Source organism: Rhizobium sp. B230/85, assembly GCF_019355735.1.
GTDB lineage: Bacteria > Pseudomonadota > Alphaproteobacteria > Rhizobiales > Rhizobiaceae > Rhizobium > Rhizobium rhododendri.
Genome location: NZ_CP072156.1, coordinates 3,253,866 through 3,279,106, shown reverse-complemented (window position 1 = coordinate 3,279,106; position 25,241 = coordinate 3,253,866). Strand labels below are relative to the sequence as shown.

General features: G+C 60.8%; 27 protein-coding genes and 1 other RNA gene. 23 read left to right on the top strand and 5 right to left on the bottom strand.

Going from position 1 to position 25,241, the window contains the following annotated elements:
* The first annotated feature begins 134 nt into the window (after nt 1-134).
* The 9 genes from J5289_RS15795 (at nt 135) to J5289_RS15755 (ending at nt 8,277) form a co-directional block, all read left to right on the top strand.
* On the top strand, nt 135-410 hold the full coding sequence (locus J5289_RS15795) for a DUF4164 domain-containing protein (protein ID WP_111222393.1): 276 nt from the start codon (nt 135-137) through the stop codon (nt 408-410).
* A gap of 54 nt (nt 411-464) precedes the next feature.
* On the top strand, nt 465-842 hold the full coding sequence (locus tag J5289_RS15790; protein ID WP_209184831.1) for a cell division protein ZapA: 378 nt from the start codon (nt 465-467) through the stop codon (nt 840-842).
* Nucleotides 843-977: 135 nt separating this feature from the next.
* Nucleotides 978-1,484, top strand: a complete 507-nt coding sequence (locus tag J5289_RS15785) for a methyltransferase domain-containing protein (RefSeq protein WP_209206474.1) — start codon at nt 978-980, stop codon at nt 1,482-1,484.
* A 102-nt stretch (nt 1,485-1,586) separates the two neighbouring features.
* Nucleotides 1,587-1,745: non-coding RNA, 6S RNA (gene ssrS / locus J5289_RS15780), on the top strand.
* 329 nt (nt 1,746-2,074) lie between these two features.
* On the top strand, nt 2,075-4,618 hold the full coding sequence (gene mprF, locus J5289_RS15775) for a bifunctional lysylphosphatidylglycerol flippase/synthetase MprF (RefSeq protein ID WP_247749200.1): 2,544 nt from the start codon (nt 2,075-2,077) through the stop codon (nt 4,616-4,618).
* Entirely contained in the window at nt 4,615-5,994 is a 1,380-nt protein-coding gene (locus J5289_RS15770; RefSeq protein ID WP_209184570.1) for a virulence factor, read from the top strand. Before mprF ends, J5289_RS15770 begins: the two co-directional genes overlap by 4 nt.
* A 152-nt stretch (nt 5,995-6,146) precedes the next feature.
* Nucleotides 6,147-6,818 carry an HAD-IA family hydrolase gene (locus J5289_RS15765; protein ID WP_209184569.1) on the top strand — a complete coding sequence of 224 codons (672 nt, stop codon included), beginning with the start codon at nt 6,147-6,149 and terminating at the stop codon, nt 6,816-6,818.
* 44 nt (nt 6,819-6,862) lie between these two features.
* On the top strand, nt 6,863-7,435 hold the full coding sequence (locus J5289_RS15760; protein WP_209184568.1) for a 5-formyltetrahydrofolate cyclo-ligase: 573 nt from the start codon (nt 6,863-6,865) through the stop codon (nt 7,433-7,435).
* Nucleotides 7,436-7,452: 17 nt separating this feature from the next.
* Nucleotides 7,453-8,277 (top strand): TIGR00282 family metallophosphoesterase, encoded by an 825-nt coding sequence (locus J5289_RS15755; protein WP_209184567.1) that lies wholly within the window; start codon nt 7,453-7,455, stop codon nt 8,275-8,277.
* A gap of 59 nt (nt 8,278-8,336) precedes the next feature.
* On the opposite strand, the gene J5289_RS15750 is transcribed toward J5289_RS15755, so the two are convergent.
* Nucleotides 8,337-8,840, bottom strand: a complete 504-nt coding sequence (locus tag J5289_RS15750) for a pyridoxamine 5'-phosphate oxidase family protein (RefSeq protein WP_142830688.1) — start codon at nt 8,838-8,840, stop codon at nt 8,337-8,339.
* A gap of 157 nt (nt 8,841-8,997) precedes the next feature.
* On the opposite strand from J5289_RS15750, the gene J5289_RS15745 reads away from it, so the two are divergent.
* A complete protein-coding gene (locus J5289_RS15745; protein WP_209184566.1) occupies nt 8,998-9,744 on the top strand; it encodes a YebC/PmpR family DNA-binding transcriptional regulator in 747 nt (248 codons plus the stop codon).
* A gap of 129 nt (nt 9,745-9,873) precedes the next feature.
* On the opposite strand, the gene J5289_RS15740 is transcribed toward J5289_RS15745, so the two are convergent.
* On the bottom strand, nt 9,874-12,189 hold the full coding sequence (locus J5289_RS15740) for a methyl-accepting chemotaxis protein (protein WP_209184565.1): 2,316 nt from the start codon (nt 12,187-12,189) through the stop codon (nt 9,874-9,876).
* A 228-nt stretch (nt 12,190-12,417) separates the two neighbouring features.
* On the opposite strand from J5289_RS15740, the gene ruvC reads away from it, so the two are divergent.
* The 6 genes from ruvC (at nt 12,418) to J5289_RS15710 (ending at nt 15,625) form a co-directional block, all read left to right on the top strand.
* Nucleotides 12,418-12,933 carry a crossover junction endodeoxyribonuclease RuvC gene (gene ruvC / locus J5289_RS15735; protein ID WP_142830691.1) on the top strand — a complete coding sequence of 172 codons (516 nt, stop codon included), beginning with the start codon at nt 12,418-12,420 and terminating at the stop codon, nt 12,931-12,933.
* A 42-nt stretch (nt 12,934-12,975) separates the two neighbouring features.
* Nucleotides 12,976-13,590: a Holliday junction branch migration protein RuvA gene (gene ruvA, locus J5289_RS15730; protein ID WP_142830692.1), complete on the top strand. Its 615-nt coding sequence runs from the start codon at nt 12,976-12,978 to the stop codon at nt 13,588-13,590.
* Nucleotides 13,591-13,649: 59 nt separating this feature from the next.
* On the top strand, nt 13,650-13,910 hold the full coding sequence (locus J5289_RS15725; RefSeq protein ID WP_209184564.1) for a type II toxin-antitoxin system PrlF family antitoxin: 261 nt from the start codon (nt 13,650-13,652) through the stop codon (nt 13,908-13,910).
* Nucleotides 13,907-14,305 (top strand): PIN domain-containing protein, encoded by a 399-nt coding sequence (locus tag J5289_RS15720; RefSeq protein ID WP_209184563.1) that lies wholly within the window; start codon nt 13,907-13,909, stop codon nt 14,303-14,305. The genes J5289_RS15725 and J5289_RS15720 overlap by 4 nt, the downstream gene beginning before the upstream one ends.
* Nucleotides 14,302-15,342: a Holliday junction branch migration DNA helicase RuvB gene (gene ruvB, locus J5289_RS15715; protein ID WP_111222405.1), complete on the top strand. Its 1,041-nt coding sequence runs from the start codon at nt 14,302-14,304 to the stop codon at nt 15,340-15,342. The genes J5289_RS15720 and ruvB overlap by 4 nt, the downstream gene beginning before the upstream one ends.
* Nucleotides 15,343-15,406: 64 nt before the next feature.
* A complete protein-coding gene (locus tag J5289_RS15710) occupies nt 15,407-15,625 on the top strand; it encodes a DUF2945 domain-containing protein (RefSeq protein WP_142830695.1) in 219 nt (72 codons plus the stop codon).
* Between the two features lie 38 nt (nt 15,626-15,663).
* On the opposite strand, the gene J5289_RS15705 is transcribed toward J5289_RS15710, so the two are convergent.
* From J5289_RS15705 to J5289_RS15695, 3 genes are read right to left on the bottom strand one after another with little or no spacing between them, the layout of a single operon-like run.
* On the bottom strand, nt 15,664-16,593 hold the full coding sequence (locus J5289_RS15705) for an NAD(P)-dependent oxidoreductase (RefSeq protein ID WP_209184562.1): 930 nt from the start codon (nt 16,591-16,593) through the stop codon (nt 15,664-15,666).
* Nucleotides 16,590-17,420: a glycosyltransferase gene (locus J5289_RS15700; protein ID WP_209187560.1), complete on the bottom strand. Its 831-nt coding sequence runs from the start codon at nt 17,418-17,420 to the stop codon at nt 16,590-16,592. The genes J5289_RS15705 and J5289_RS15700 overlap by 4 nt, the downstream gene beginning before the upstream one ends.
* Nucleotides 17,417-18,637, bottom strand: a complete 1,221-nt coding sequence (locus tag J5289_RS15695; protein ID WP_209184560.1) for an NAD-dependent epimerase/dehydratase family protein — start codon at nt 18,635-18,637, stop codon at nt 17,417-17,419. Before J5289_RS15695 ends, J5289_RS15700 begins: the two co-directional genes overlap by 4 nt.
* A 131-nt stretch (nt 18,638-18,768) precedes the next feature.
* Between J5289_RS15695 and ybgC the strand changes: the two genes are divergently transcribed.
* The 7 genes from ybgC to ybgF all read left to right on the top strand — a co-directional run bounded on the left by ybgC (nt 18,769) and on the right by ybgF (nt 25,232).
* A complete protein-coding gene (ybgC, locus tag J5289_RS15690) occupies nt 18,769-19,245 on the top strand; it encodes a tol-pal system-associated acyl-CoA thioesterase (protein ID WP_209184559.1) in 477 nt (158 codons plus the stop codon).
* 376 nt (nt 19,246-19,621) lie between these two features.
* Nucleotides 19,622-20,341: a protein TolQ gene (tolQ, locus tag J5289_RS15685; RefSeq protein ID WP_209184558.1), complete on the top strand. Its 720-nt coding sequence runs from the start codon at nt 19,622-19,624 to the stop codon at nt 20,339-20,341.
* 21 nt (nt 20,342-20,362) lie between these two features.
* Nucleotides 20,363-20,827 (top strand): protein TolR, encoded by a 465-nt coding sequence (tolR, locus tag J5289_RS15680; RefSeq protein WP_111222412.1) that lies wholly within the window; start codon nt 20,363-20,365, stop codon nt 20,825-20,827.
* Between the two features lie 9 nt (nt 20,828-20,836).
* On the top strand, nt 20,837-22,024 hold the full coding sequence (locus J5289_RS15675; protein WP_209184557.1) for a hypothetical protein: 1,188 nt from the start codon (nt 20,837-20,839) through the stop codon (nt 22,022-22,024).
* A gap of 21 nt (nt 22,025-22,045) precedes the next feature.
* A complete protein-coding gene (gene tolB, locus J5289_RS15670) occupies nt 22,046-23,353 on the top strand; it encodes a Tol-Pal system beta propeller repeat protein TolB (protein ID WP_209184556.1) in 1,308 nt (435 codons plus the stop codon).
* A 156-nt stretch (nt 23,354-23,509) separates the two neighbouring features.
* A complete protein-coding gene (gene pal, locus J5289_RS15665) occupies nt 23,510-24,049 on the top strand; it encodes a peptidoglycan-associated lipoprotein Pal (RefSeq protein ID WP_142830707.1) in 540 nt (179 codons plus the stop codon).
* A gap of 178 nt (nt 24,050-24,227) precedes the next feature.
* A complete protein-coding gene (gene ybgF, locus J5289_RS15660) occupies nt 24,228-25,232 on the top strand; it encodes a tol-pal system protein YbgF (protein ID WP_209184555.1) in 1,005 nt (334 codons plus the stop codon).
* Nucleotides 25,233-25,241: the final 9 nt, after the last annotated feature.

Below are 25,241 nucleotides of genomic sequence, written 5' to 3'. Positions count from 1 at the left end.
TGTCATCCACAGTTTAGCGGCCTTGCCGCATGCAGGCCTTTATTGACGGCCAGTTGCCGAGTTGAATACTGTGACAGATCAGGGCAATGCGCCACCATGGCGATTCGGAGCATTGTGCGTGGAACCGGGAAGACATGATGCCCACAGGCAAGACAGTGGACGCCGCCATCACGTCACTGCGTCAGGCGCTGGCAGCGCTGGATAATGCGGTCGACGTGCGTTTCGAACGGGAGCGCGAGCGAAGCGAGATCGACGCTGAGGTTCGCCGGACCCACGCCGACCGTTCAAGGCTGGCACAGGAACTCGACCAGGCGGAATTTCGCGCCAACCGGCTGGAGGAGGTAAACCGCGAGGTTTCCCGCCGGCTGGTCACCGCCATGGAAACGATCAGGGCCGTACTCGATCGCTGACGCAGCGTTGCAGACAACCTTTGCCGCATCGGGCAAGACAGGACGGAATATCGCATGGCGCAGGTAACGGTAACGATCGACGGCAAGGCCTATCGCATGGCCTGCGAGGAGGGGCAGGAAGATCACCTGACGGATCTCGCCACCCGCTTCGATCGCTATGTCAGCCACCTGAAGGAGCAGTTCGGCGAGATCGGCGATCTCCGGGTGACCGTCATGGCCGGCATCATGATCATGGATGAAGTGGCCGACCTGACGCGCAAGGTGACCGGGCTGGAGGCCGAACTTGACGCCTTGCGCGGTAATCGCGACACCGCGCTCGCCGCCAGTGCACAGACGGAAGAGGCGCTGGCCGGCGTTCTGGACGAAGTCGCCAGCAGCATTCGCGGCATCACCGAAAAACTGGTCGCCAAGCCGGGCGCGGAAGCGCACTGAGGTCGGATAACGGTGCGTTTAGCCCACCACACTCACCATTGTTACCGTACTTGATGCCGTTGATATAAGGGTGCCTCCCTGGCCCAGGTTCTTTGTTCGCCCCAGTGTCCAGGTCCTACCCTTTGGAGGTTGCCGATGAAACTGAATATAGGTGCAGGTTCTACGCGCCGTGAAGGCTTTTTGAGCGTGGACGTGCGGGCCGATGCCAAGCCTGACATCGTGTCCGATGCCTGGGGTCTCGAAACGATCGACGACGGCAGTGTCGACGAAATCTATACGCGGCACATGCTGGAGCACTTGGATCCGAACGATGCCCGGCGGACGCTGGCGCGCTGGTTTCAGGCGCTGCGCTCGGGAGGAACGCTCAACATCGTCGTCCCCGATCTGGAATTTCATTGCCGTCAGTTGCTGGGCTCCAGCTTCAGCACGTTTGCCGATCAACAGGCGCACGCCTTTGCCGGGTTCTTCGGATGGCGCGACGAGAGCCGTGGTGGAAATCGCGAAGACGCACATCGATGGGGATATACGGAGCGGACGATGACCGTGCTGCTTTCGGAATTCGGCTATCGGCAGATTGCGCGCCAGCTTTCCGGCATCGATTGCGAACCCTGGCATCTGAACATGACGGCGATAAAACCCTGAACGGCAAATCCGTGGAGGGTAGCGTCGTCGATGACGTCGCCGAGCGTTAATTCTCGACCGATGGCACTGGTGCGCAAACGCAAAGCGCATTATATGTCGACTTGCGGTCTGCGCTTCCCGGCAGGTACCACAATCCCTGGGGCCATACTCGATCCAAAGGGAGCTGTCCCTGGCCAGGCCCGTGGGCTTGGACATATGGCGCCCACCTACGTTTGTAGGCACCCAGGATCGTAAAAAACCACCGGTCGTCGTGGATCGCACTTTTCGCCTTCGGGCGGGTTTTACGCAATTTGCCTTGCGACTTCTGTCTCCGCGCCCGTCGCGCCCACTATAATCTTCCTTTTTTGAAGAGAATATTGTCGCCCATCAAGGCGCTGCGCCAAAAATGCCTGAATTCAGAGAGATGTGACGGCGACATGTCGTCGCCTTGAAAGAATCTGCGTACAACCGCCGAATAGAAATATTCGCGTTGACGTACATCTGCTAAGCGGGGCGCAGAAGTGACCCATTCAAACAGGTAAAGTATGTCGAGCCCGATCGATCTGGAACCAGCCGAAGACGACCTCGAGGAGCGCGGCTGGCTGGTCACGATGTTGCGCCGCTATCGCACGCAGTTGCTGGCGCTGGGCAGCGTCGTCGTCTTCGGGATGGTCGCTTATGCGATTTTCCATCTGACGACGGAAGTCCGTTACGACGATATCGTGCTGGCATTGAGCGACACCTCCGCCCGTGCGATCCTGCTTGCGCTGCTGTTTACCGGCCTGAGTTTCTTCGCGCTGATATTCTACGATACCAACGCGCTCGAATTCATCGACAAGAAGGTGCCGTTTCCGCATGTGGCGCTGACGGCATTCAGTGCCTACGCCGTCGGCAACACTGCCGGTTTTGGCGCATTGAGCGCAGGCGCGATCCGTTACCGCGCCTATTCGCGCATGGGGCTGACGCCGGAAGACATCGGCCGCATCGTCGCCTTCGTGACGCTGTCGTTCGGTCTCGGCCTTGCCGCTGTCGGTTCGATTGCGCTGATGATCATTGCCGATGAAATGGGGCCGTTGATCAATGTCGACAGCCTCGTGCTGCGCGGCGTCGCCGGTGTCATCCTGGGGCTACTGGCGGTCTTGCTCTACATGGGCCGCGGCGGGCGGGTGATTTCCATCGGCAGCTTCACGCTGCGTCTGCCGGATTCGCGCACCTGGTCGCGCCAGTTCCTGGTCACCGCCTTCGATATCGCGGCGTCAGCGACCGTTCTCTACGTGCTGCTGCCGGAATCGTCGATCGGCTGGCCGACATTCCTCGCGGTCTATGCCATCGCCGTCGGCCTCGGCGTCCTCAGCCATGTCCCGGCCGGCCTTGGCGTGTTCGAGACCGTGATTGTCGCTTCGCTCGGCAGCGCCGTCAACGTCGATGCCGTGCTGGGCTCGCTGGTGCTCTACCGGGTGATCTACCATGTGATCCCGCTGCTGCTTGCGATCATGGTCGTTGCGGCGACCGAACTGCGCCGCTTCGTCGACCATCCCGCTGCTTCCAGCGTGCGGCGTGTCGGCGGGCGGCTTATGCCGCAGTTGCTGTCGACCTTCGCGCTGTTGCTGGGCGTCATGCTAATCTTTTCGAGCGTCACGCCGACGCCGGATGAAAACCTCGAGTTCCTGTCGGATTACCTGGCCCTGCCTGTGGTCGAAGGAGCCCACTTCCTGTCGAGCCTCGTCGGCCTTGCCATGGTCGTCGCAGCCCGTGGGCTGGGCCAGCGCCTCGATGGCGCCTGGTGGGTTTCGGTGGGCTGCGCGGTTGCAGCGGTAACTCTGTCGCTGCTAAAGGCAATCGCGCTCGTCGAGGCGTCGTTCCTGCTGTTCTTCATCTTCGGACTGTTCGTCAGCCGCAAGCTGTTCAATCGCCCGGCTTCGCTCGTCAACCAGGCGCTGACAGCCGGTTGGCTGATGGCGATAGCGGTCATCTGTATCTGCGCCATCGTCATCCTGTTCTTCGTCTATCGCGACGTCGCCTACAGCAACCAGCTCTGGTGGCAGTTCGAGTTTGCCGACGAGGCGCCGCGTGGCCTGCGTGCCGTGCTCGGCCTTTGCATCGTTGCCTCCGGTATTGCCGCGTTCAGCCTGCTCCGTCCGGCGACCTCGCGGCTGCTGCCGGTCTCGGACGACGATGTCGAGCGGGCCGTTGCCATTGTCGAAGCGCACGGCATCGCCGACGCCAATCTGGTTCGGATGCGCGACAAGAGCATCATGTTCTCCGAGAAGGGCGATGCCTTCATCATGTACGGCAAGCGCGGTCGCTCCTGGATCGCTCTGTTCGATCCGATCGGGCCGCGGCACGCGCTGGCCGATCTCGTCTGGCGCTTTGTCGAATCCGCCCGTACGGCGGGCTGTCGGTCGGTGTTCTACCAGATCTCGCCGGGGCTCCTTTCGCACTGCGCCGATGCCGGCATGCGGGCCTACAAGCTCGGCGAACTCGCCGTCGTCAATCTCAACACATTCGAGCTGAAGGGCGGCAAGTGGGCCAATCTCCGCCAGACGGCAAGCCGTGCGGTGCGCGACGGGCTTGAATTCTCGGTCATCGAGCCGCAGAACGTGGGCGAGGTGCTGGACGAACTCGCGGCAGTCTCGAACGCCTGGCTGGAAGACCACAACGCCAAGGAAAAGGGCTTCTCTCTCGGCGCCTTCGATCCCGACTATATCCTATCGCAGCCGGTCGGCGTTCTCAGGAAGGACGGCCGCATCGTTGCGTTTGCAAACATACTCGTGACGTCGACCCACGAAGAGGGCTCGATCGACCTAATGCGCTTTTCGCCTGACGCACCGAAGGGTTCCATGGACTTTCTCTTCGTCCAGATCCTCGAGCATCTTAGGAATGCCGGATTTCAGCGCTTTAACCTCGGGATGGCACCTCTATCCGGAATGTCGAAGCGTGAATCGGCGCCGGTCTGGGACCGGATCGGCGGCACGGTTTTCGAACACGGTGAACGGTTTTATAACTTCAAAGGGCTAAGAGCCTTCAAAGCAAAATTTCATCCCGACTGGCAGCCGCGCTATCTCGCGGTTTCAGGCGGGGTCAGTCCGATGATTGCGCTGATGGACGCGACGTTCCTGATCGGCGGCGGACTAAGAGGAGTCGTCAGGAAATGATCTTGAAATACGCAGCTTCCTTCGCAATGGCGGCCTTGCTCATGCTGGGTGTCGCCCACGCGGACGAGGTCAATAAGAAATACGACACCGGCATCATCCCGTCGCCGCACATCCTTGTGCCGACGGGCAAGGTGGTCGGCGAAGTCGTGCTGATCTCGGATATCGGTGGCTGGGGCGACAAGGAAAACGCCGTTGCACAGACGCTGCTGGCGAAGGGCTCGATGGTCATCGGGATCGACTATCCTTCCTTCCTGAAGGCACTCAACAATTACGATGTCAGCCAGAACGATGGCTGCATCTATATGGTTTCCGACATCGAGTCGCTGAGCCAGCAGGTACAGCGGTCTGTCGCCGACAGCGCCTACGAGCTGCCGATCATCGCCGGCGTTGGCGCTGGTGGCACCATGGCGCTGGCAATTGCCGCGCAGACACCGGACGCCACTGTGTCACAGACACTGGCCGTCGATCCTGCCGCAGGCATCGCCCTCACCAAGGATCTCTGCACGCCCGCCGAAAAGGTCAAGACCGGCGACAACGTCGTCATCGGACTGATGGACGGCGTGCTGCCAAACCCGATCATTGCCAGCTTCACCCCGGCAGCGCCCAAGGATGGCCGCGACCATGTCGAGGCGATGCAGAAGGATCATCCGGAAATCGAAATCCGCGATTCCACGGACGACGCCATGACGACCCTCAGCAACACGCTGGTCGACCTGGTGAAGTCGCTGAGCGCCGAAAAATCACCGCTTGGCCTGCCCATCAACGTGCTTGAAACCAAGCCGACCGAGGACACGCTGGCGATCATCTATTCTGGCGACGGCGGATGGCGCGACATCGACAAGGAAGTCGGCTCCTATCTCCAGGATCAGGGCATTCCGGTGGTCGGCGTCGATACGCTGCATTATTTCTGGTCGGAGCGTAAGCCACAGGAAACTGCAGACGACCTGGGCCGCATCATCGATTACTACACCAAGCACTTCAATGTGCAGCACGTGGTGCTGATCGGTTACTCGTTCGGTGCCGACGTCATCCCGGCCAGCTACAATCTGCTGAAGCCGAAGGAACGCAGCCAGGTGGTGCAGATGTCGCTGCTGTCGCTGTCGCGCAAGGTGGACTATGTCATCTCGGTAATGGGCTGGCTCGGCGCTTCCAGCGAGGGCAAGGGCGGCGATCCGCTCAAGGACCTTAAGAAGATCAACCCGAAGATCGTCCAGTGCGTGTATGGCACGGATGACGACGAGGACGTTGCCTGCCCTGATCTGAAGGGCACCGGCGCCGAAGTCGTCGCCATGGCCGGCGGTCACCATTTCGACGACGATTACGAGACATTGTCGAAGACGATCATCGCCGGCGTTAAAAGCCGCCTCGGCGAGTAGGGAACATCCGGCCGGGACATTGCTTGTCGCAGTGCCCCGGCGAGACTATCTAGCTTTGCATCTGACTGCGGCTGACGGTATCTGGGGCAATCTTCGACCTGCGACGCCTGCGTCGGCCCGGTCGATCATCCGCCAACCGAAAGAGATACTCCTTGTCCGCTGATAACGTTTCCGTCTTCGATAAAAGCTACGCCGCCTTCCTGTTCGACATGGACGGGACGATCATGAACTCAATCGCCTCCGCAGAACGGGTCTGGGGCGCCTGGGCTGCGCGCCAGGGCCTGGATGTCGAGAAATTCATGCCCACCATGCACGGCGCCCGCGGTATCGATACGATCCGCAACCTCAATCTTCCCGGCGTAGATCCTGCTGTCGAAGCCGCTGCAATCGAGAGGGACGAGATCGCCGATGTCGCCGGCGTCGTGCCGATTTCCGGTGCCATCGATTTCCTTGCCTCGCTGCCTGCCGACCGCTGGGCCATCGTTACCTCGTCGCCGATTGCGCTTGCCAAGGCGCGGCTGGCGGAAGCGGGAATCCCGATGCCGCGTTTCATCGTGACTGCCGAGGACGTCAAGGTCGGCAAGCCCAATCCGCAGTGCTACATTCTGGGTGCCGAACGGCTGGGCGTGAGCGTCACCGAATGCTTGGTGTTCGAGGACGTGCCGGCTGGTATCAAGGCTGGCGAGGCGGCAGGCGCCGACGTCATGGTTATCACCGCGACGCATAGCCACCCGATGCAGACACCGCACACGACGATCCTCAATTATGATAACGTCAGCGCCCGTATCGGCGCCAACGGAAAACTGTCGGTGGTGCGCGCCTGAGGGGTGCAGCCACGCCCGGGGCGTTGGCTTACGGGATGGACGACATGGCTTCGAGTGAGATGAAAGCACAGCTTCGCAAGGAACGGCTGGCGGCTCGCGACGCGCTGCCGGCGGATTTGCGGGCGCAAAAAAGCGCCACCATGGTGCGGTGTGGTGATGCGGAAATTCGCTTCGAGCCGGGAGCGGTTATTGCCGGCTTCCTGCCCATCCGCTCCGAGGCGGACATCCGGCCGCTGCTCGATCTGTTGCGATCGCGGGGCGCGCGGGTCTGTCTTCCTGTAGTTGTCGACAGGGAAACAATCGTCTTTCGCGAACTGGCAGATGCCCGTTCGCTTGTTCCCGGTGCCTTCGGTACGCTCGGCCCTGACGAGACCGCAGCTTTGCTCGAACCCGATATCCTGCTGGTGCCGCTATCGGCCTTCGACGCTGCCGGACGGCGGATTGGCTACGGTGGCGGCTATTATGACAGGGCGATTGCGCTTTTACGACGGAAAGGCCTCGCGCGGCGCCTGATCGGCATTGCATTCGATTGCCAAGAAGTGCCATCAGTACCCGCCGAGCCGCACGACGTTCCCCTTGACGCCATTCTGACCGAAAGCGGCCTTCGCATTTTCTGACCGGAGACCGACGTGGAATGAGACTGCTATTTCTGGGTGACATGGTTGGCAAGACCGGGCGCGTGAGCGTCTGGAACCGCCTGCCGGGGCTGGTGTCCGATCTCAAGCTCGATTTTGTCATCGTCAACGGCGAGAATGCGGCCGGCGGTTTCGGCATCACCGAAGAAATCTTCCTGGAAACCATCAATGCCGGCGCCGACGTGGTGACGACGGGCAACCATGTATGGGACCAGAAGGAAGCGGTTTCCTTTGCCGGCCGGCACGACCAGTTTTTGCGCCCGGCCAATTATCCGGCCGGAACGCCCGGACGCGGCTCCGGCCTCTATTATGCGCGCAACGGCGCCCGCGTGCTGGTCGCCAACATCATGGGCCGCGTGTTCATGCATCCCGAACTCGACGATCCCTTCAAGTCGGCCGAGGCCATTCTCGCTGCCTGCCCCCTGAAGGAGCAGGCCGATGCGATCGTTTTCGACTTTCATGCGGAGGCTACCAGCGAAAAGCAGTGCTTCGGACATTTCGTCGATGGCCGCGCCAGCTTTGTCGTCGGGACCCACACCCATGTGCCGACGGCCGATGCACAGATCCTCAACGGCGGAACAGCCTATATGTCCGATGCCGGCATGTGTGGCGACTACGACTCTTCGTTGGGCATGGAAAAGGAAGAACCGCTCAACCGGTTCATTTCGAAGATGCCGAAAGGCCGCTTCGAGGCGGCATCCGGGCCGGCGACGATATGTGGGGTCGGCGTGGAAATCTCCGATTCGACCGGGTTGGCGGAAAAGATAGCGCCGCTGCGGATCGGGCCTAGACTCGCTGAGACCGTTCCCTCGTTCTGGAACTGACCGATGATTAACTTATGAGCTAGCCCGGGCTGTCCGTTGACGGCCCGGGCTATTCTCGTTCAGGCAAACGTCAGATGACGCTTGACGCCGACGTCCGGCATCTTGTCGTCGTCGAGATTGGCCTTGGCGATCTCCCAGCCGAATTTCAGCTTGCTGCCGGTTGAGATCCATAGTTCTGCATCTTCGACATGCATCGCAAGCATCGTCAGGGTCGGGTCCTTCTTGCCGTCGTGATACCAGGCGGCGGTCACCGAACTCCAGTACTCGTCGATCTTTGCCTGGTCGGCGCGGACCTCGATCTTGCCGGCGAGGCTGGCGTGATAGTCGTGATCCTTGCCGACCACGCAGAAGCGGGCTCGGGCGCCGGTCTTGATGCTCTTGACGATGTCTGCATCGGTCTTGGTGTAGAACCAGATGGTGTTTGTCGTCGGATCGGCGTGCGGCGCCATTGGCTGCATGTGCATGTCGATGCCGTCGATACCCAGCATGCCGGCGTGCACCGCATCGATCTGCTCCCACAACTGCTTTGCCGGATGTTCCTGTGCTTCGCTGAAGCTGGCCATGGCCAATCCTTTCGATTTGATAATGCGTCCTGAAACGTGAGGTGGGCCACCTTTGTTCCTTCAGTCAACCTCCGGCGTGGCAGGGCTTTTCGCTTGAATGCCTGTGGCTTCGCACCTATAAGGCGCCATTCATATCAGAAGACTGAGCAGGGGTGCCATGGCTGGCCATTCACAGTTTAAAAACATCATGCATCGCAAGGGTCGTCAGGATTCCGTGCGGTCGAAAATGTTCTCCAAGCTGGCGCGCGAAATCACCGTCGCCGCCAAGGCCGGACTGCCCGACCCGACGATGAACGCCGCCCTGCGTCTCGCTATCCAGAACGCCAAGGCGCAGTCGATGCCGAAGGACAACATCGACCGTGCGATCAAGAAGGCATCGGGTAGCGAAGGCGAAAACTACGAGCAGATCCGCTATGAAGGTTACGGCCCCGGCGGCACTGCCGTGATCGTCGAAGCGCTGACCGACAACCGCAACCGCACCGCCTCGAACGTCCGCTCGACCTTCACCAAGGCCGGCGGTACGCTTGGCGAAACAGGCTCGGTCTCCTTCTCCTTCGACCACGTTGGCGAAATCACCTACAAGCTCGCGGTCGGCGATGCAGACAAGGTGATGGAAGCGGCAATCGAGGCGGGTGCCGACGACGTGACTACCGATGAAGAAGGCCACACCATCATCTGCGGCTTCGAAGCGCTGAACGAAGTCTCCAAGGCGCTGGAAGCAACGCTGGGCGAGGCGGAAACCGTCAAGATCGTCTGGAAGGCGCAGAACACAGTGCCGGTCGACGAGGAAAAGGCAGTGTCGGTGATGAAGCTTATCGACAGCCTGGAGGACGACGATGACGTCCAGTCCGTCTATTCTAACTTCGAGGTTTCCGACGAGGTCATGGCCAAGCTGTCGGCCTGACGTTTTAGCGGGCTACCGAGTTGATACACCCACCACCCGCTTCTGCGGAAGGTGGGTGTTTGTGTTTTGAGGCCAGGTCCGTTGTGGCAAGCTGGAGAAGTGGCCAAACCGTCGTCCATGCCCGAAGCCTCAGCGGCGACGGTGCAGGAAGTGGATCTCGGCGGTCTTGCGTCGCACCGGATCTGTCAGCGTGAAATTGCCGAGCCTGTTGTCCATCTCGCCCGCCTCTGAGGCGAGGCGATGGATTGCGGCGGTCGTCTCTTCCACCATGGCGGCGTTCTGCTGCGTCATGGCGTCGAGATCGGTGACGGCAAGGTTGATCTGCCGAAGTGTCTCGGCTTCCTCGTGTGTCGAGCGCATGATTTCGCGGATCTGAACGTTGATGTTCTCGACATGGGTGCTGATGCCGTCGAGTGCGACGCCGGCGCGTTCGACCAGCGCTACGCCGTTTTCGACCTCCCCGGTCGATTTCGCCAGCAGTCCAGCAATCTCCTTGGCGGCGCTGGACGAGCGCTGTGCCAGTTCCCGCACTTCGTGCGCGACAACTGCAAAGCCTTTGCCAGCTTCGCCCGCACGGGCCGCTTCGACGCCGGCATTGAGCGCCAGAAGATTAGTCTGGAAGGCAATGCCATCGATGACGCTGATGATCTGGTTCATCTGTCGCGACGAGCCCTGGATGGCTTCCATGGCGGCGATCGTCTCGCGCATGATGCGACCCGAGCCTTGCGTTTCGGCCTGTGCGTCGCGTGCTATGCGCTCGGCTTGCTCCGCGCGGGTGATCTGCAGACGGACGGCATCGGTGATGGCGCCGACCGCTCTTGCCGTCTCGGTGATCGAGGCCGCTTGGCGTTCTGTGCGGCCCGCAAGTTCGGTGGCACCGCCGCGCATCTCCTCAGAGCCGGAATGGACGGCCATGGAGTTGCCGCCGATCGCCGTCATGGTGTCGCTGAGCGTTGCCAGGGCCTTGTTGAAATTGACCCGAAGGCCTTCGAGTTCGGCGGGGAAGGCGGTATCGAAGCGGTAGGCGAGATCGCCGGCGGCCAGGTGGTGCAGACCCTCGTCCAGGTTTTCGACGACATCCTGCAGCACGCGGGCTTCCGCCTCGCGCTCCGTGAGCCTTGCCTGGCGCTCGGCTTCCGCGTTTTTATGAGCCTCGGCGCTGGCCGCCTCCAGCAGGCGCTGGTCAATGAGCGACTGGCGGAAGCGTGCAAGGGCCTTCGCCATCGTGCCGATCTCGTCATTGCGATCCTGACTGCCGATCTCGCTGTCCAGCTTGCCATCCGCGACATCGCGGGTAACAGCGGCCAGACGGGCAAGCGGCGCAAAGAGAAGCTTCATCACAAGGCCGGTTGCCAGCGCCACGAGGATGAGTACGCCGAAGCCGATGAGTGTCAGCAACTTGGCAATCGCGATCGAGCCGGCATTCAGTTCGCTCTTGAGCAGGCTCTCGACGATCAGGAAATGCTTGCCGCCGAATACGATCGGGCGGGCATAGGCGCGTGCCTCACCATCGGGACGTGTGAGATCGGCGACGCTGATATCGTTGCCGGCCAATGCTTCAGCCGCAAAACTATAGGCGGCGCCATCGACAGCTACGAGGTGTGCGGCTTCGTCGACGCCGATAACCGAACCGTCTTCCGAAACTACGACCGACCTCGCCGTGCTCGTGGCCGGGTTGCCCTTGGACAGGATGGAGGCGAGGATATCGTCGCGCACCTGGAAAATCATCACGCCCTTGGGTGCGCCAAGCTTGAGGATGGGGACGGCAAAGTAGACGGCGCCCTTCTGGGTCGCGGGGTCTACACGCAGGCCGGAAAAGGCGCTCGGGGCGGTGTCGTTGGTTGCCTTGGCGACGTTTGCGACAGCATCTGCGTAGGTTTTCCCGAGGCTCGATGCGACCCAGGCCGGGCTCTTGAGATTTTCTGCGAAGGCGGGACCCTTCTTGTAGGAATAGATCACCGCGCCATCCATGTCGGCAATCAGCAGGTCGCTGAAAGGCGAGCCCTGGAGGTCACGGCCAATTTCTGCCTGGGCGGTCTCGTGGCTGGAGTAATAGAACCCGCTGGGACCACCGGGCTTCAGAAGCTTTTCACGCTGGTCCGCCGGATTGGGGTTCTGGCTGACGAATACTTTCTGCAATTCCGCGCGGGCGTCGCCGGAGGTCTTCTCGATGGTTTTCCAGCCGCTTCTAAGGCTGGTGATCGTCATCTGTACCGCCTCGATGCGGGCGATCGAATCCGCCTGCGTGCCGATCTGCTGCAACTGGTCCTGCAGCATGTCGCCGCGGAAAACCAGCACGCTCTTCTTTGCCTCGAGCGCCTGATCGTCCGAAAGCCTGTTGCTGGCGATGTAGGCGAGGCCGTCGAGAACGGCGACGGAGAGGAGCGTCAGCAGCAGGAAGGTGGCGATCACCTTGAAGGACAGCGACTGGAACCGGCGAGACATGGCGTAACCTCTAGACTCTCGTCTCGTCCATAGCGCGAAACGATGTGCAGCGAAAAAGTTGTTAAACTGGGGTGCGGCCGCTGCCGAACCACCTGCGTAGGCAATATCGGGGAAGAGTCGGCAAAATGGCTTAATCGCACGTAAAGACGCGTGATGAATTATCGTGATGTTTTTGCTTTGTTCACATTTTTCTGGCACATGGTTGCCATGAACGGTAGGTTGACGACCATGCAGAACACGATTCGTATCATCGGCATAGATCCAGGCCTGCGCCGCATGGGCTGGGGCATCATCGACGTGCTCGGAAACTCCCTGCGGTTCGTCGCCTCGGGCACCGTGCTTTCGGATGGCGACATGGATCTGGCGTCGAGGCTCTGCCAGCTGCACGACGGGCTGTCAGATGTGGTGCACACCCATCAGCCCCATGAGGCGGCGGTGGAGCAGACTTTCGTCAACAAGGATGCTGTCGCAACGCTCAAGCTCGGCCAGGCACGCGGCATCGCCATGCTGGTGCCGGCAAGGGCGGGGCTCGCGGTCGCCGAATATGCTCCGAACGCGGTCAAGAAAGCGGTCATCGGCGTCGGCCACGGCGAAAAGCAGCAGATCCACATGATGCTGAAGATCCTGATGCCGAAGGCGGAGTTCAAGGGCAACGATGCCGCCGATGCGCTGGCGATCGCCATATGTCATGCCCATAATCGTGGTGGCAACCGCATGCGACAGGCCTTGCTGGCCGCCGGATAGCGTTTTGATACGTCACCACTACCAGAACCTGACGGATATCCCATGATCGGCAAACTCAAAGGCACCATCGAGGAAATCGGCGAGGACTATGCGCTCGTCGATGTCCACGGCGTTTGCTATGTCGCCTATTGCTCCAGCCGGACGCTGGCAAGATTAGGCGGCGTCGGCGAGGCCTGCGTGCTGTTCATCGAAACCTATGTGCGCGAGGACCAGCTGAAGCTGTTCGGCTTCCTCACCGTGCTGGAGCGGGAGTGGTTCATTCTGCTGCAGAGCGTCCAGGGCGTCGGGGCGAAGGTGGCGCTGGCGGTGCTGTCGACGCTGACGACCTCGGAGCTTGCCAACGCCATTGCCCTGCAGGACAAGACCGTCATTTCCCGAGCACCCGGTGTCGGCCCCAAGGTTGCGATGCGCATGGTACTGGAATTGAAGAACAAGGCTCCGGCGTTTGCAGGCGAAGCGCTGAACATGGGCCTCAAGCAGGAGATCGGCGAGGGCGTTGCCGCAGCGCCGGTGTCGGATGCCGTGTCGGCCCTTACCAATCTCGGTTACTCGCGTGACCAAGCCGCCAACGCCGTTGCCGCCGCCATGAAGACGGCGGGCGAGGGTGCCGACAGCGCCAAGCTCATCAGGCTGGGGCTGAGGGAACTGTCGAAGTGAGAATTCCTTGCCGCTCCCAAAACTCCTTGCTATCGCTGGAAAGTAAGGAGATGCTGCCAATGAAGATTTACTATGGAACGATAACATCAAAGGGGCAAACTACCGTGCCATCAGAAGTTCGTGACATACTGAGTTTGAAGCCCGGGGACAAAATTCGCTATGTCCACCAGGATGGCAAAATCTTTATCAAGGCTAAAAACAAACGTGCTGTCGATCTTCTGGGCAAGTTCTACGACCCGGATCGGCTTCCGATCCCCGTGGACGAAATGAAACGTGCCGTTGGCGAGGCTATTTTCGACCATATTGTTGGAACGCAATGATCGGTCTGGATACAAACATCTTGCTGCGCGTCTTCTTGAAAGACGATGTGGCGCAAAGCGCTAAGGTCGCTGAACTGTTTGCGCGTCTCGGTGAAATAGGTCCCGGGTATATAAGCTGTATCACGCTCATGGAATTCGCTTGGTTTTTGCGACAGCGTATCAAGCTCACGAGAGAGCAGATCGCTGACGGAATTGCGGATCTGCTGGATTCGGAAGACATAATTCTGGAAGACGAAGAAGCTGTCGAAGCGGTTCTTGACGTAATGAGCCGCTCGCAGGCTGAATTTGCAGACGCGTTCATTGCCGTCCGCAATCGCAATGCCGGGTGTAGCGCAACCTTCACATTCGACGAGCGCGCCGCCAAGACGATCGAGGGAATGGAACTGCTCGCATGACCGAACCCGCCCGCCTGATCACGCCCGAGAAGCGTGGCGAAGACTTGGATACGACACTGCGGCCGCAGTCGCTCGACGAGTTCACCGGCCAGGCCGATGCCCGCGCCAACCTCAAAGTGTTCATCGAGGCGGCGAAGAACCGGGGCGAGGCGCTGGATCACGTGCTCTTTGTCGGTCCGCCCGGTCTCGGCAAGACGACTCTGGCGCAGATCATGGCCAAGGAACTGGGCGTCAATTTCCGCTCGACCTCAGGACCGGTGATCGCCAAGGCCGGCGACCTGGCAGCACTTCTGACCAATCTCGAGGACCGCGATGTCCTGTTCATCGACGAAATCCACCGGCTGAGCCCGGCGGTCGAGGAAATTCTCTACCCGGCGATGGAGGATTTCCAGCTGGATCTGATCATCGGCGAGGGGCCTGCGGCGCGCTCCGTGAAAATCGACCTGGCGAAATTCACGCTGGTCGCCGCCACGACCCGGCTCGGTCTGCTGACGACACCGTTGCGCGACCGGTTCGGCATCCCCGTGCGGCTGAACTTCTACACGGTTGAGGAACTGGAACTTATTGTCCGGCGTGGTGCAAGGCTGATGGGGCTGCCGATTGCCGATGACGGGGCGCGGGAGATTGCCCGCCGTGCGCGTGGGACGCCGCGGATCGCCGGCCGGCTTTTGCGCCGGGTTCGCGACTTCGCCGAGGTGGCGCGGGCGGAATCCGTTACGCGGCAGATTGCCGACGAGGCGCTGACTCGGCTGCTGGTCGACAATCTCGGGCTCGATCAGCTCGACAAGCGCTATCTCAACATGATCGCCGTTAACTTCGGTGGCGGACCGGTGGGTATCGAGACCATCGCTGCCGGCTTGTCCGAGCCGCGCGATGCGATCGAGGATATCATTGAGCCCTACATGATCCAGCAGGGTTTCATCCAGCGCACGCCCCGTGGCCGCGTGCTGACACCGACCGCCTGGCGGCATCTGGATCTGCAGCCGCCGAAAGACCTGGAAGCGGCGCAGTTCCGGCTGTTCCAGGAAGAGGAGTGAGCGCCCGTTCAGGGAACAACGAGCCCGGCATCTGCATTTGGGAGGCTTCGAGAGGAGCATCGCAATGCACAAATTTCGCGTGGGGTCCAAGGTCGAGTGGAAGTGGGGCAAGGGAACGGGCACCGGCAAGGTGACGGAGAGTTTCACCGACGATGTGGAGAAAACTATCGAGGGGTCGGTGATCAAGCGCAAGGCCAGCGCCGAAGAGCCAGCTTATCTCATCGAACAGGAAGACGGCGGGCGTGTCCTGAAAAGCCACTCCGAAATCAAGGCTGCCTCCTGAGATCGGACGGCTACAAGCCTGCGCCGCTGACGAAACGACTATCCCCGCTTGGACACCGTGGCCGGAACTGCCTCGGTGGCATGCGGCAGTCCCTGCGCCAGCGAGGCAACCGTCTTTTCCAGCAGGGCCCTGCCGCCGCCGCGCCATCCGAGTGCTGCGATCTTGGATGTGTCCATCTTGCTGATGATGTTGCCGGGTGCGCGGGCTGGCAAAGGGTGAGGGCTGCCGGTGACGCGCTGGAGAATGGCGAGGATCTCGTGGGTTTCCGTCAGGACGTCGGAGACATTGAAGACTTCATTGGCAATGCGGGCGGTGTCGGTTTCGAGCATGAGACGGACAGCCTGTCCGACGTCGCGTCCGTGAACCTCGGTGCCGGCGCGCGATGGGACGGGCTTGCCGGCAAGGTAATTGCCGAAGATGTCGGTCCATTTGTTCGGTCGGAGATCGCCGTAGACGCCGGTCAGACGAAGGCTTGCGGCGCCAAAGCCGGGGGCGTTGATCGCGGAGAGCGCGCGCTCGGCGTCCAGCTTGACGCGGCCATAGAGCGTATTCGGGTTGGCCTCCGAGGTTTCAAAAAGCACCTCGCTGGAGGAGCGATCGCCATAGACGGCGCGCGTCGACAGGAAGACACAGCGGCGGATGCCGGCGCGCTGGGCGGTCTCGAACAGTTTGACGCTTCCATCGAGATTGAGCCTCTGGAAGGCTGCGGGGTCGTCGCCTTCACCACCACGATAACGGTCAGCGACATGATGGAAGCCGGCGTGGACGAAGAAATAGGCGTCGTCGAAGGCGTGACCCTGGTCTGCGTTCGGATCGAGCCGCAGCGGAACGAAGCTGACGGGCTTTGAAAATAGGCCGGGCTCCGGCTGATGCCGGCCGCCGACAGCGACCGAATAGCCATGGGAAAGAAGATCCTCGACGATATAGCGACCGACGAGGCCCGTCCCACCCGATACCAAAACTTTCATGTCGTCACTTTCGGGTTTGCCAGCGCAGCAATGTCCGGAATGTCCAGATCCTGATGGAATCGCTGCCAGAGATCGATCAGCGGTGCCAGTCTGTCAGCCTTGGGATGATTCGTCTCCCATGGCTTTTCATATTGGTAGTGCAGGATCGAAATACTCTTCCAGTCCCAAAGCAAGGGCATGGTAAACCACACATATTGCAGCATGTTCATATAAACGGGCAGGCCGTGCCAATCCGGGAAAAAGGTCTCCAGGAAGGTCTGGTCGGTGCGCTTCCAGAAGACCTCCGGCTGGTCGAGACTATCGATCATCGCATCGAAGGTTTGCAGCGACGGCCTGGCAACGAAGACGCCCGAATTCAGCCTTTGAAAATCTGCCAGGCCCTCATAGACATTCGGCGCAGCCGAGAATTCCGGGTAATCGAACAGCTTGTCGATCGGCTTCAGCACCAGGGCGTCGGCATCGATGAAGACGCAAGCTTCGTATTCCACCAGCTGCCAAAGCCGCAGCTTGCAGAAATTGTCGAGCGGTGAGTGGAAGGACGGCTTGCGACCCTTGGTAAAGGGAGCGGCCGAATGCAGGGCGGTGCGGCCATGGCGTGCGTTGAAGTCATCGGAGAGCGGCAGATGGTCCACGGGCATCAGCCGGCATCCGAGCGACGCCAGCGGCGAGAGATCGTCGACGGTTGCTCCGGCGGTGTGCAGCACGACGATGTCGGCTTTCGTGCCGGTTCGCCTTATGGAGCGGACGAGTGCCGCCGCGCCCAGGGCGTAATCGGCATTGGTAACGAGCGTGACGTAGGCTCTCGTCGTCCGGGGGGAGGCGCTCACGAAACCGACTTCAGCCGCTTGCCTTCCGGATCGTGGTTGAGCTTGGCGGCAAGGTCTTTTGTCCAGGCGGACACGGCGGGCACACGCGCGCGGTCGACGCGGTAGGCGTATTTGCGGGCAACATCGACGATCTCGCCAAGCAGGCCGGTCTTCAGCGTCGTCGGCTCGAGGCCGAGACTGAGGAATTTCTCGTTTCTGACGACGAGGTCGTTCTCAGGCGCTTCCTTGCGCGGATTGGGCAGCCAGGCGATCTCGGCCCCGGTCATGCCGGCAATCATCTCGGCGAGGTCGCGGACACGGTGCGTCTCGGTCATCTGGTTGAAGATCTCTACCTTGGAATTGCGCGACGGCGGGTTTTTCAAGGCGATCTCGATGCAGCGGACCGAATCCTGAATGTGGATGAAGGCGCGCGTCTGGCCTCCGGTGCCGTGCACCGTCAGGGGGTAGCCGATCGCCGCCTGGATGAGGAAGCGGTTGAGCACGGTGCCGTAGTCGCCGTCATAGTCGAAGCGGTTGATCAGCTGCTCGTGCCGCCGTGTCTGCTCCGTGTGGGTGCCCCAGACGATGCCCTGGTGGAGGTCGGTGATCCTCAGTCCGTCGTTCTTCGCGTAGAACTGGAACAGCAGCTGATCCAGGCACTTTGTCATGTGGTAGATGGAGCCCGGATTGGCCGGATAGAGAATTTCCTGGCTGACGGTGCGGCCGTCGACCGTCTCGATGCCGACCGGCAGGTAGCCTTCCGGAATAGCGGCGCCGACCGTTGAATAGCCGTAGACTCCCATCGTGCCCAAGTGCACGAGGTGGGTGTCGAGGTTCAGCTCCGTCAGCGCGTTCAGGAGATTGTGGGTGGCGCTGACATTGTTGTTGACGGTGTAGTTCTTGTGCCGGTCGCTCTTCATCGAGTAGGGGGCGGCACGCTGCTCGGCGAAATGCACGATGGCATCCGGGCGGTGCTCGGCGAGCCAGTTCTTCAGGAGCTCGTAGTCCTTGGCAAGGTCGATCAGGTTGAAGTGAATGCGGCGACCTGTCTCGGCATGCCAGATCCGGGTGCGTTCCTGGATGCTGTCCATCGGCGTCAGGGACTGCACGCCAAGCTCGGTATCGATCCAGCGGCGGGACAGGTTATCGAGGATGTGAACGTCGTGACCGGCATCGGACAGATGCAGCGATGTTGGCCATCCGATAAATCCATCGCCGCCCATGATCGCAATCTTCATCACATCGTCTCCTTGTTGGCCGGTCGCCGACCGCTTGTTTTCAAATAATTAGGCAGTATGACAATTGTTCAATACTTGCCTGCCAAACCGACTTCGGCCAAACAGGCTCTCCACAGGTTTTGGAGCTTTTGATGACGAATGGTCCCTTTTTGATTGCCGGGGAACTGATCGAAGGCAGCCACCGGCTGCTGCAGCGTGTCTATTACGAAGATACGGATTTTTCAGGGCTGGTCTATCACGCCCGCTACCTGCATTTCCTCGAACGCGGCCGCACAGATTATCTGCGCTGCCTCGGCGTGGAGCAGCGTGAGCTCATTACCGCCGATGAGGAAGGTCTGGTGTTCGTCGTCCATCGAATGGAGATCGACTTCAAGGGGCCGGCGCGCATGGACGATGTGCTCACCATTCAGACGGTGACCGAGAAGGCCGGCGGTGCCAAAATGGTGCTGACGCAGGAGATCCGCCGCGACGGCGCTCTGCTGATCGCTGCCAGGGTGATCATCGCCGTCATCAACGCCAGCGGCCGTCCCCGGCGGTTGCCGGAAGCGTTGGCGGCACAGCTGCTGCAGGCTTCAGGGTCGGTCGATGCATCAGATGCGGTTGCCTGAAACGCGGGGCAGGTGCCTGAAAACGCGTCTTGCTAAAACATGACTGGCATGAGAAGGAATTCCCGCGGTGCGCGGGAGGTTCTCGTTCGCTGCTGCCTACGCTTCGTGTTCCTCTACAACGTATATCCGCGTGCCAAGAAAAATTACCGATCGCGCGGACACTAACGATCTCTTAACCATAATAGTGTCTTAATATTATGGTCAGAGATTGTGCGGTGCACGCCTTCCTTTGACCAAATTTGACGGCAAGAAGGCAGATGTAGACTTGGAAGCCTGACGACGGCGTTCAGCGGCAGCTGCCAGACATTTCTTGTGCGATCATTTTTTTGCCGCCCGGTCCTGCACCGGGCGTTTGGATTCGGGGAATTTGGATCAAATGGAACAAGTTGGATTGGCTGCAGCGACAAGTGACGTGACGCTTCTGTCTCTCTTCATGGAGGCTGGCCTCGTCGTCAAGCTGGTGATGCTCGGACTGATAGCGGCATCCGTGTGGACCTGGGCAATCGTCATCGACAAATATCTGAGCTTCAGCCGGGCTCGCCGGCAGTTCGACCAGTTCGAGCAGGTTTTCTGGTCCGGCCAGTCGCTGGAAGAGCTTTACCGGACGCTTTCCGAGCGCACCAATACCGGGCTGGCGGCGATTTTCGTCTCGGCCATGCGCGAATGGAAAAAGTCTTTCGAGCGCGGCGCGCGCTCGCCGATCGGCCTGCAGATGCGTATCGACCGGGCCATGGACGTGACGCTGGCGCGGGAAACGGAACATCTCGGTGCCCGTCTCGGTTCGCTTGCGACCATCGGTTCGGCCGGCCCGTTCATCGGCCTGTTCGGCACGGTCGTCGGTATCATGACCTCGTTCCAGGCTATCGCCGGATCGAAGTCCACCAACCTTGCGGTCGTTGCTCCCGGTATCGCCGAAGCGCTGCTGGCGACAGCCATTGGCCTTGTCGCGGCTATTCCTGCGGTTATCGCCTACAACAAGTTCTCCGCAGATGCCGGCAAGCTGTCTGGCCGCATGGAAGGTTTTGCGGATGAGTTCTCCGCCATTCTTTCGCGCCAGATCGATGAGAAGCTGCAGCCCCGCGCGGCCGCGCAGTAAAGACGGAACCGGAGCAAGCTTATGGGAATGTCAGGTGGAGGCGGTGGCGGTGGCGGCGGTGGTCGTCGCGGCAGCCGTCGTGGCGGTCATGGCCGCAGTGGACCTATCTCGGAAATCAACGTGACGCCGCTGGTCGACGTGATGCTCGTGCTGTTGATCATCTTCATGGTCGCGGCACCGATGCTGACGGTCGGCGTGCCGATCGACCTGCCGGAAACGGCGGCCAAGGAAATGAATTCGGACACGCAGCCGATCACCGTTTCGGTCAATCCGGCCGGCGACATCTTCATGCAGGAGAGCCCGATCGCGCTCGATGACATCGTGCCGAAGCTGCAGGCCATCGCCAAGACCGGCTACAACGAGCGGATATATGTGCGCGGCGACAGTGCCGCCGGCTATGGCACCGTCATGAAGGTGATGGCGCGGATATCGTCTGCAGGCTTTAAGAACATCGGTCTGGTAACCCAGCAAGAAAAGACGAAGTAAACCCATTCAATGAAGGCCAGCATTGTCACATCGGCGGTTGTTCACGGCCTGGTCCTCGTCTGGGCGCTGGTGACTATTGGCGCTCCCAAATCCTTCGAGGTACAGCCTGACGAATCGACGCCGGTCGAGATCGTGACTGATGTGTCGATGACGCAGACCGGTGACAAGAAGGCTCCGCAGAAGGACAAGGCGGCGCCGAAGCCGACGACAAAGCAGACCGAAATTGCCAACGCGCAGAATGCCGGCGAGAACGACGTCGACCTGAAATCGGCGCCGAAGCCGGTTCCCAAACCTACCGAAAACCAGTCGACCGGTGCGCCGAAAAAAGTCGAGGCGCCGACGCCGAAGGTCGATCCGACCCCGAACGACGTGAAGTCCGTCGAAAAGGAAGAGACCGACGTCGCGCCGCCGCCGCCGACCCCGACGGAGGCTCCGAAGCCGCCGACGCCGACGCCGACACCGGTGCCAACCCCCACACCGCCCCCAATCCCGACTCCACCGCCGCCAACGCCCGTGCCGACGCAGGACAAGGCCGAACTGGCGCCCAGCGACCAGGCGACGCCCGACAACGTTCCCGTGCCGCAAATCAAGCCGCAGCCGCCGGCGCCGCCGAAGGTTGCCGAAAAGCCGGTTGAAAAGCCGCCGGAGAAGAAGCCGGAAACAAAGCCGGCCGAAAAGCCTGTGCAGACGGCGGACAAGTCGTCCGATACCGACAAGAAAAAGGACGACAAGAAGCGCGAGATGGCCAAGGCCGCGTCCTCCAAGGATAGCGACTTCGACGCCGACGAAATCTCAGCGTTGTTGAACAAGCAGCAGGCCACCGGCGGCGGCGCCAAGCGCCAGCAGCAGCAGGCAGCCCTCGGTACCGACAAGCCCGCGAACGGCGCAAAGCTGAGCCAGAGCGAGATCGATGCCCTGCGCAGCCAGATCCAGAACAACTGGAATGTTCCGGCAGGCATGTCGGGCGTCGAGGGCATGGTGATCCGGGTACACATGAAGCTCGACGAATCCGGCACCATCGTCGGAATGCCGGACGTGCAGGTGACGGGCGGCTCCGAGTCGGCTCAACAGGCCCTGTCAGGCAGTGCCACTCGGGCGGTGATGATGTCCTCGCCCTTCAAGAACCTACCGCGCGACAAATACGACGCCTGGAACGAAGTTATCGTCAATTTCGACCCCAGTGACCTGGGACTATAAATGCTGAAAGGCTGTGTACACATGAAAATGCGTTCTCTCGTTCGTCTGATGCTGGTGATGGGTGGCCTGATGGCGACCTACATCTCGCCGGCCTACGCCCTGGTGGAAATCAACATCAACAAGGGCAATGTTCAGCCCCTGCCGATTGCCATCACCGATTTCATCTCGAACGGCGACCTCGGAGCCCAGATCTCCGGCGTTATCGCCGCCGACCTGAAGCGTTCGGGGCTTTTCGCGCCGATCGACAAGGCCGCGTTCATCGAGAAGATCACCAATCCTGATGCAGCGCCGCAGTTCGCGTCCTGGAAGTCGATCAATGCCCAGGCGCTGGTCACCGGCCGCGTCACGCAGCAGCCCGACGGCCGCCTGCGCGCCGAGTTCCGCCTCTGGGACTCGTTTGCCGGCACGCAGATGACCGGCCAGCAGTTCTACACCCAGCCGGAGAACTGGCGCCGCGTTGCGCACATCATTGCCGATGCGATCTACGAGAAGATCACCGGCGAAAAGGGCTATTTCGACACGCGCGTCGTGTTCGTGTCCGAAAGCGGACCAAAGACTGCCCGCAAGAACCAACTGGCCATTATGGACCAGGACGGCTTCAACGCTCGCATGCTGACAGACGGCAGCGACCTCGTGCTGACACCGCGCTTCTCGCCGAACAAGCAGGAAGTGACCTACATGTCGTTTGCCAACCAGCAGCCGCGGGTCTACCTCCTCAACATTGCCACCGGTCAGCGCGAGGTTGTCGGTAATTTTCCGGGCATGACCTTTGCGCCGCGCTTCTCGCCGGATGGCCAGCGCGTTGTGCTGTCGCTGCAGCAGGAAGGCAATGCCAACATCTATACGATGGACCTGCGCTCGCGCACGACGACCCGGCTGACCTCGACGGCTGCCATCGACACGTCGCCGTCCTATTCGCCGGATGGCACCCAGATCGCCTTCGAAAGCGACCGCGGCGGCAAGCAGCAGATCTACGTGATGAATGCAGATGGCTCCAACCAGCACCGCATCTCCTTCGGCGACGGTGCCTATTCGACGCCGGTCTGGTCGCCACGCGGCGACCTGATTGCCTACACGAAGCAGTCGGGCGGAACTTTCGGTATCGGCGTCATGAAGCCGGATGGTTCGGGCGACCGCCTGCTGACGTCCGGCTTCCACAATGAAGGCCCGACATGGGCACCGAACGGCCGTGTCATCATGTTCTTCCGCGAGCCGGCCGGATCGAGCGGCCCGCAACTCTACTCGATCGACCTGACCGGCTATAACGAGCAGAAGATCAAGACCCCGTCCTTCGCCTCAGACCCGGCCTGGTCGCCGCTGATGGAATAGTTCGTAAATACGCCTGCAACTTCCCGCCGCAAAAAGTTCTGTGACTTCATGCGGCGGGACGCTATAAGAAAAAATTAACCATAACCGTTGAAACAGCATTAACCGCGTGCGGTTACAGTCTGGCAACCGTGATAATGTCGTAAGGAGAGACCGGCCATGAGCCGTATTGACAATTCGGCCACAAGCCGCATGCAGAGCTTCGCCCGCAACCCGATGATGCTTGCCCTCTTCCTGGGCCTGTCCCTGGCGGGCTGCGCATCCAAGAAGAACCTGCCGAACAATGCAGGCGATCTTGGCCTCAACGGTGCCAATGGCGGCTCGGCAACCCCGGGTTCGGCTCAGGACTTCACCGTCAACGTCGGCGACCGCATCTTCTTCGACACCGATTCGACGTCGATCCGCGCCGATGCTGCCCAGACGCTCGATCGTCAGGCACAGTGGCTTGCCCGCTATCCGAACTACGCAATCACCGTCGAAGGCCATGCCGACGAACGCGGCACCCGCGAATACAACCTGGCTCTCGGTGCGCGCCGCGCCGCCTCGACGAAGGACTATCTGATTTCCAAGGGCGTGCCCGCACGTCGCATGAAGACGATTTCCTACGGCAAGGAACGTCCGGTCGCCGTTTGCGACGACATCTCGTGCTGGTCGCAGAACCGCCGCGCAGTTACCGTTCTCAACGGCGCCGGCTCCTGATATCTTCGATATCACTTGATTTTGAAGGCGGCCGAGAGGTCGCCTTCTTCGTTTTCAACGCGGGTTTGTATTTTCAACCACACTTTGGCCGAACTCCGTTGCTTTTTGACGGCAATTGTTAAAAATCCCCGGCTGGTGCCGTTGGGCACAAGAATCAAAAAGAGACGGGATCGAACCTATGAGAAAACTCGTCGTCGCAGGCATGGTTTGTCTGGTGGCCTTGTCCGGCACGGAACGTGAAGCTTATTCGATGAACCTGTTCGGCCTTCACCTCGGCGACCGCAATTCGTCCGACCAGGTTCCGCCGGCACCGCTCTCGCAGCAGCGCGAGCAGCCGCAGCAGCCGATCATGGTTCAGAGCGGCGACGCGGAAATCCGCCTCCAGCAGGCGGAAGACCAGATGCGGCAGCTGAATGGTCGCATTGAGGAAATGAGCTATCAGCTTCTGCAGATGCAGGAGACCATCCGCAAGGCGCAGGCCGACAACGAAATTCGCTTCCAGATGCTGGAAAAGAAGGGTGGCGCCACGGGTGCCGCACCGGCAGCGGGCGCGCCGATCAAGAAGAGCGAGGCAGACACGTCCGGCACAGGTCAATCCGACGATGTCGCCAAGGTGATCGAGACACCCCAGGGTGCCGATGCCAACCGCGCTGCGCAGGGCAGCACTCTCGCGCCACCGCCTGCACAGCTCGGCTCGATCCAGTTCGACCAGAACGGCCAGCCTGTCGGCGGCAACGTCAATACGAATGATGTAGGCTCCGGCCCCGCGCCAGCCGTCGGCGACAAGACTGCGTCGCTCGGCAACGAGGGCGACACCTACAAGGCTGCCTATGGCCATGTGCTGTCGGGAGATTATTCCATCGCCGAGAAGGAATTCCGCCAGTATCTCGGCACCTATCCGGAAAGCGCACGCTCGCCGGATGCCAATTTCTGGCTAGGCGAAGCCTTGTACTCGCAGGGTAAATACAACGATGCGGCGACGACTTTCGTCAATGCCTACAAGAAATACGGCACCTCCGAGAAAGCGCCGGAAATGTTGCTGAAGCTCGGCATGTCGCTCGCGGCCCTCGACAAGAAGGACACAGCCTGCGCGACGCTGCATGAAGTGACCAAGAAATATCCAAAGGCTTCCAAGCCCGTCGTGGCCAAGGTCGCCAGCGAAGAAAAACGTCTCGCCTGCTGAGCGGCAAGG

Coding starts and splice junctions, on each gene's coding strand:
- J5289_RS15795 (WP_111222393.1), top strand. CDS start 135: ATGATGCCCACAGGCAAGACAGTGGACGCCGCCATCACGTCACTGCGT.
- J5289_RS15790 (WP_209184831.1), top strand. CDS start 465: ATGGCGCAGGTAACGGTAACGATCGACGGCAAGGCCTATCGCATGGCC.
- J5289_RS15785 (WP_209206474.1), top strand. CDS start 978: ATGAAACTGAATATAGGTGCAGGTTCTACGCGCCGTGAAGGCTTTTTG.
- mprF (WP_247749200.1), top strand. CDS start 2,075: ATGTTGCGCCGCTATCGCACGCAGTTGCTGGCGCTGGGCAGCGTCGTC.
- J5289_RS15770 (WP_209184570.1), top strand. CDS start 4,615: ATGATCTTGAAATACGCAGCTTCCTTCGCAATGGCGGCCTTGCTCATG.
- J5289_RS15760 (WP_209184568.1), top strand. CDS start 6,863: ATGGCTTCGAGTGAGATGAAAGCACAGCTTCGCAAGGAACGGCTGGCG.
- J5289_RS15755 (WP_209184567.1), top strand. CDS start 7,453: ATGAGACTGCTATTTCTGGGTGACATGGTTGGCAAGACCGGGCGCGTG.
- J5289_RS15750 (WP_142830688.1), bottom strand. CDS start 8,840: ATGGCCAGCTTCAGCGAAGCACAGGAACATCCGGCAAAGCAGTTGTGG.
- J5289_RS15745 (WP_209184566.1), top strand. CDS start 8,998: ATGGCTGGCCATTCACAGTTTAAAAACATCATGCATCGCAAGGGTCGT.
- J5289_RS15740 (WP_209184565.1), bottom strand. CDS start 12,189: ATGTCTCGCCGGTTCCAGTCGCTGTCCTTCAAGGTGATCGCCACCTTC.
- ruvC (WP_142830691.1), top strand. CDS start 12,418: ATGCAGAACACGATTCGTATCATCGGCATAGATCCAGGCCTGCGCCGC.
- ruvA (WP_142830692.1), top strand. CDS start 12,976: ATGATCGGCAAACTCAAAGGCACCATCGAGGAAATCGGCGAGGACTAT.
- J5289_RS15725 (WP_209184564.1), top strand. CDS start 13,650: ATGAAGATTTACTATGGAACGATAACATCAAAGGGGCAAACTACCGTG.
- J5289_RS15720 (WP_209184563.1), top strand. CDS start 13,907: ATGATCGGTCTGGATACAAACATCTTGCTGCGCGTCTTCTTGAAAGAC.
- ruvB (WP_111222405.1), top strand. CDS start 14,302: ATGACCGAACCCGCCCGCCTGATCACGCCCGAGAAGCGTGGCGAAGAC.
- J5289_RS15710 (WP_142830695.1), top strand. CDS start 15,407: ATGCACAAATTTCGCGTGGGGTCCAAGGTCGAGTGGAAGTGGGGCAAG.
- J5289_RS15705 (WP_209184562.1), bottom strand. CDS start 16,593: ATGAAAGTTTTGGTATCGGGTGGGACGGGCCTCGTCGGTCGCTATATC.
- J5289_RS15695 (WP_209184560.1), bottom strand. CDS start 18,637: ATGAAGATTGCGATCATGGGCGGCGATGGATTTATCGGATGGCCAACA.
- ybgC (WP_209184559.1), top strand. CDS start 18,769: ATGACGAATGGTCCCTTTTTGATTGCCGGGGAACTGATCGAAGGCAGC.
- tolQ (WP_209184558.1), top strand. CDS start 19,622: ATGGAACAAGTTGGATTGGCTGCAGCGACAAGTGACGTGACGCTTCTG.
- tolR (WP_111222412.1), top strand. CDS start 20,363: ATGGGAATGTCAGGTGGAGGCGGTGGCGGTGGCGGCGGTGGTCGTCGC.
- J5289_RS15675 (WP_209184557.1), top strand. CDS start 20,837: ATGAAGGCCAGCATTGTCACATCGGCGGTTGTTCACGGCCTGGTCCTC.
- tolB (WP_209184556.1), top strand. CDS start 22,046: ATGAAAATGCGTTCTCTCGTTCGTCTGATGCTGGTGATGGGTGGCCTG.
- pal (WP_142830707.1), top strand. CDS start 23,510: ATGAGCCGTATTGACAATTCGGCCACAAGCCGCATGCAGAGCTTCGCC.
- ybgF (WP_209184555.1), top strand. CDS start 24,228: ATGAGAAAACTCGTCGTCGCAGGCATGGTTTGTCTGGTGGCCTTGTCC.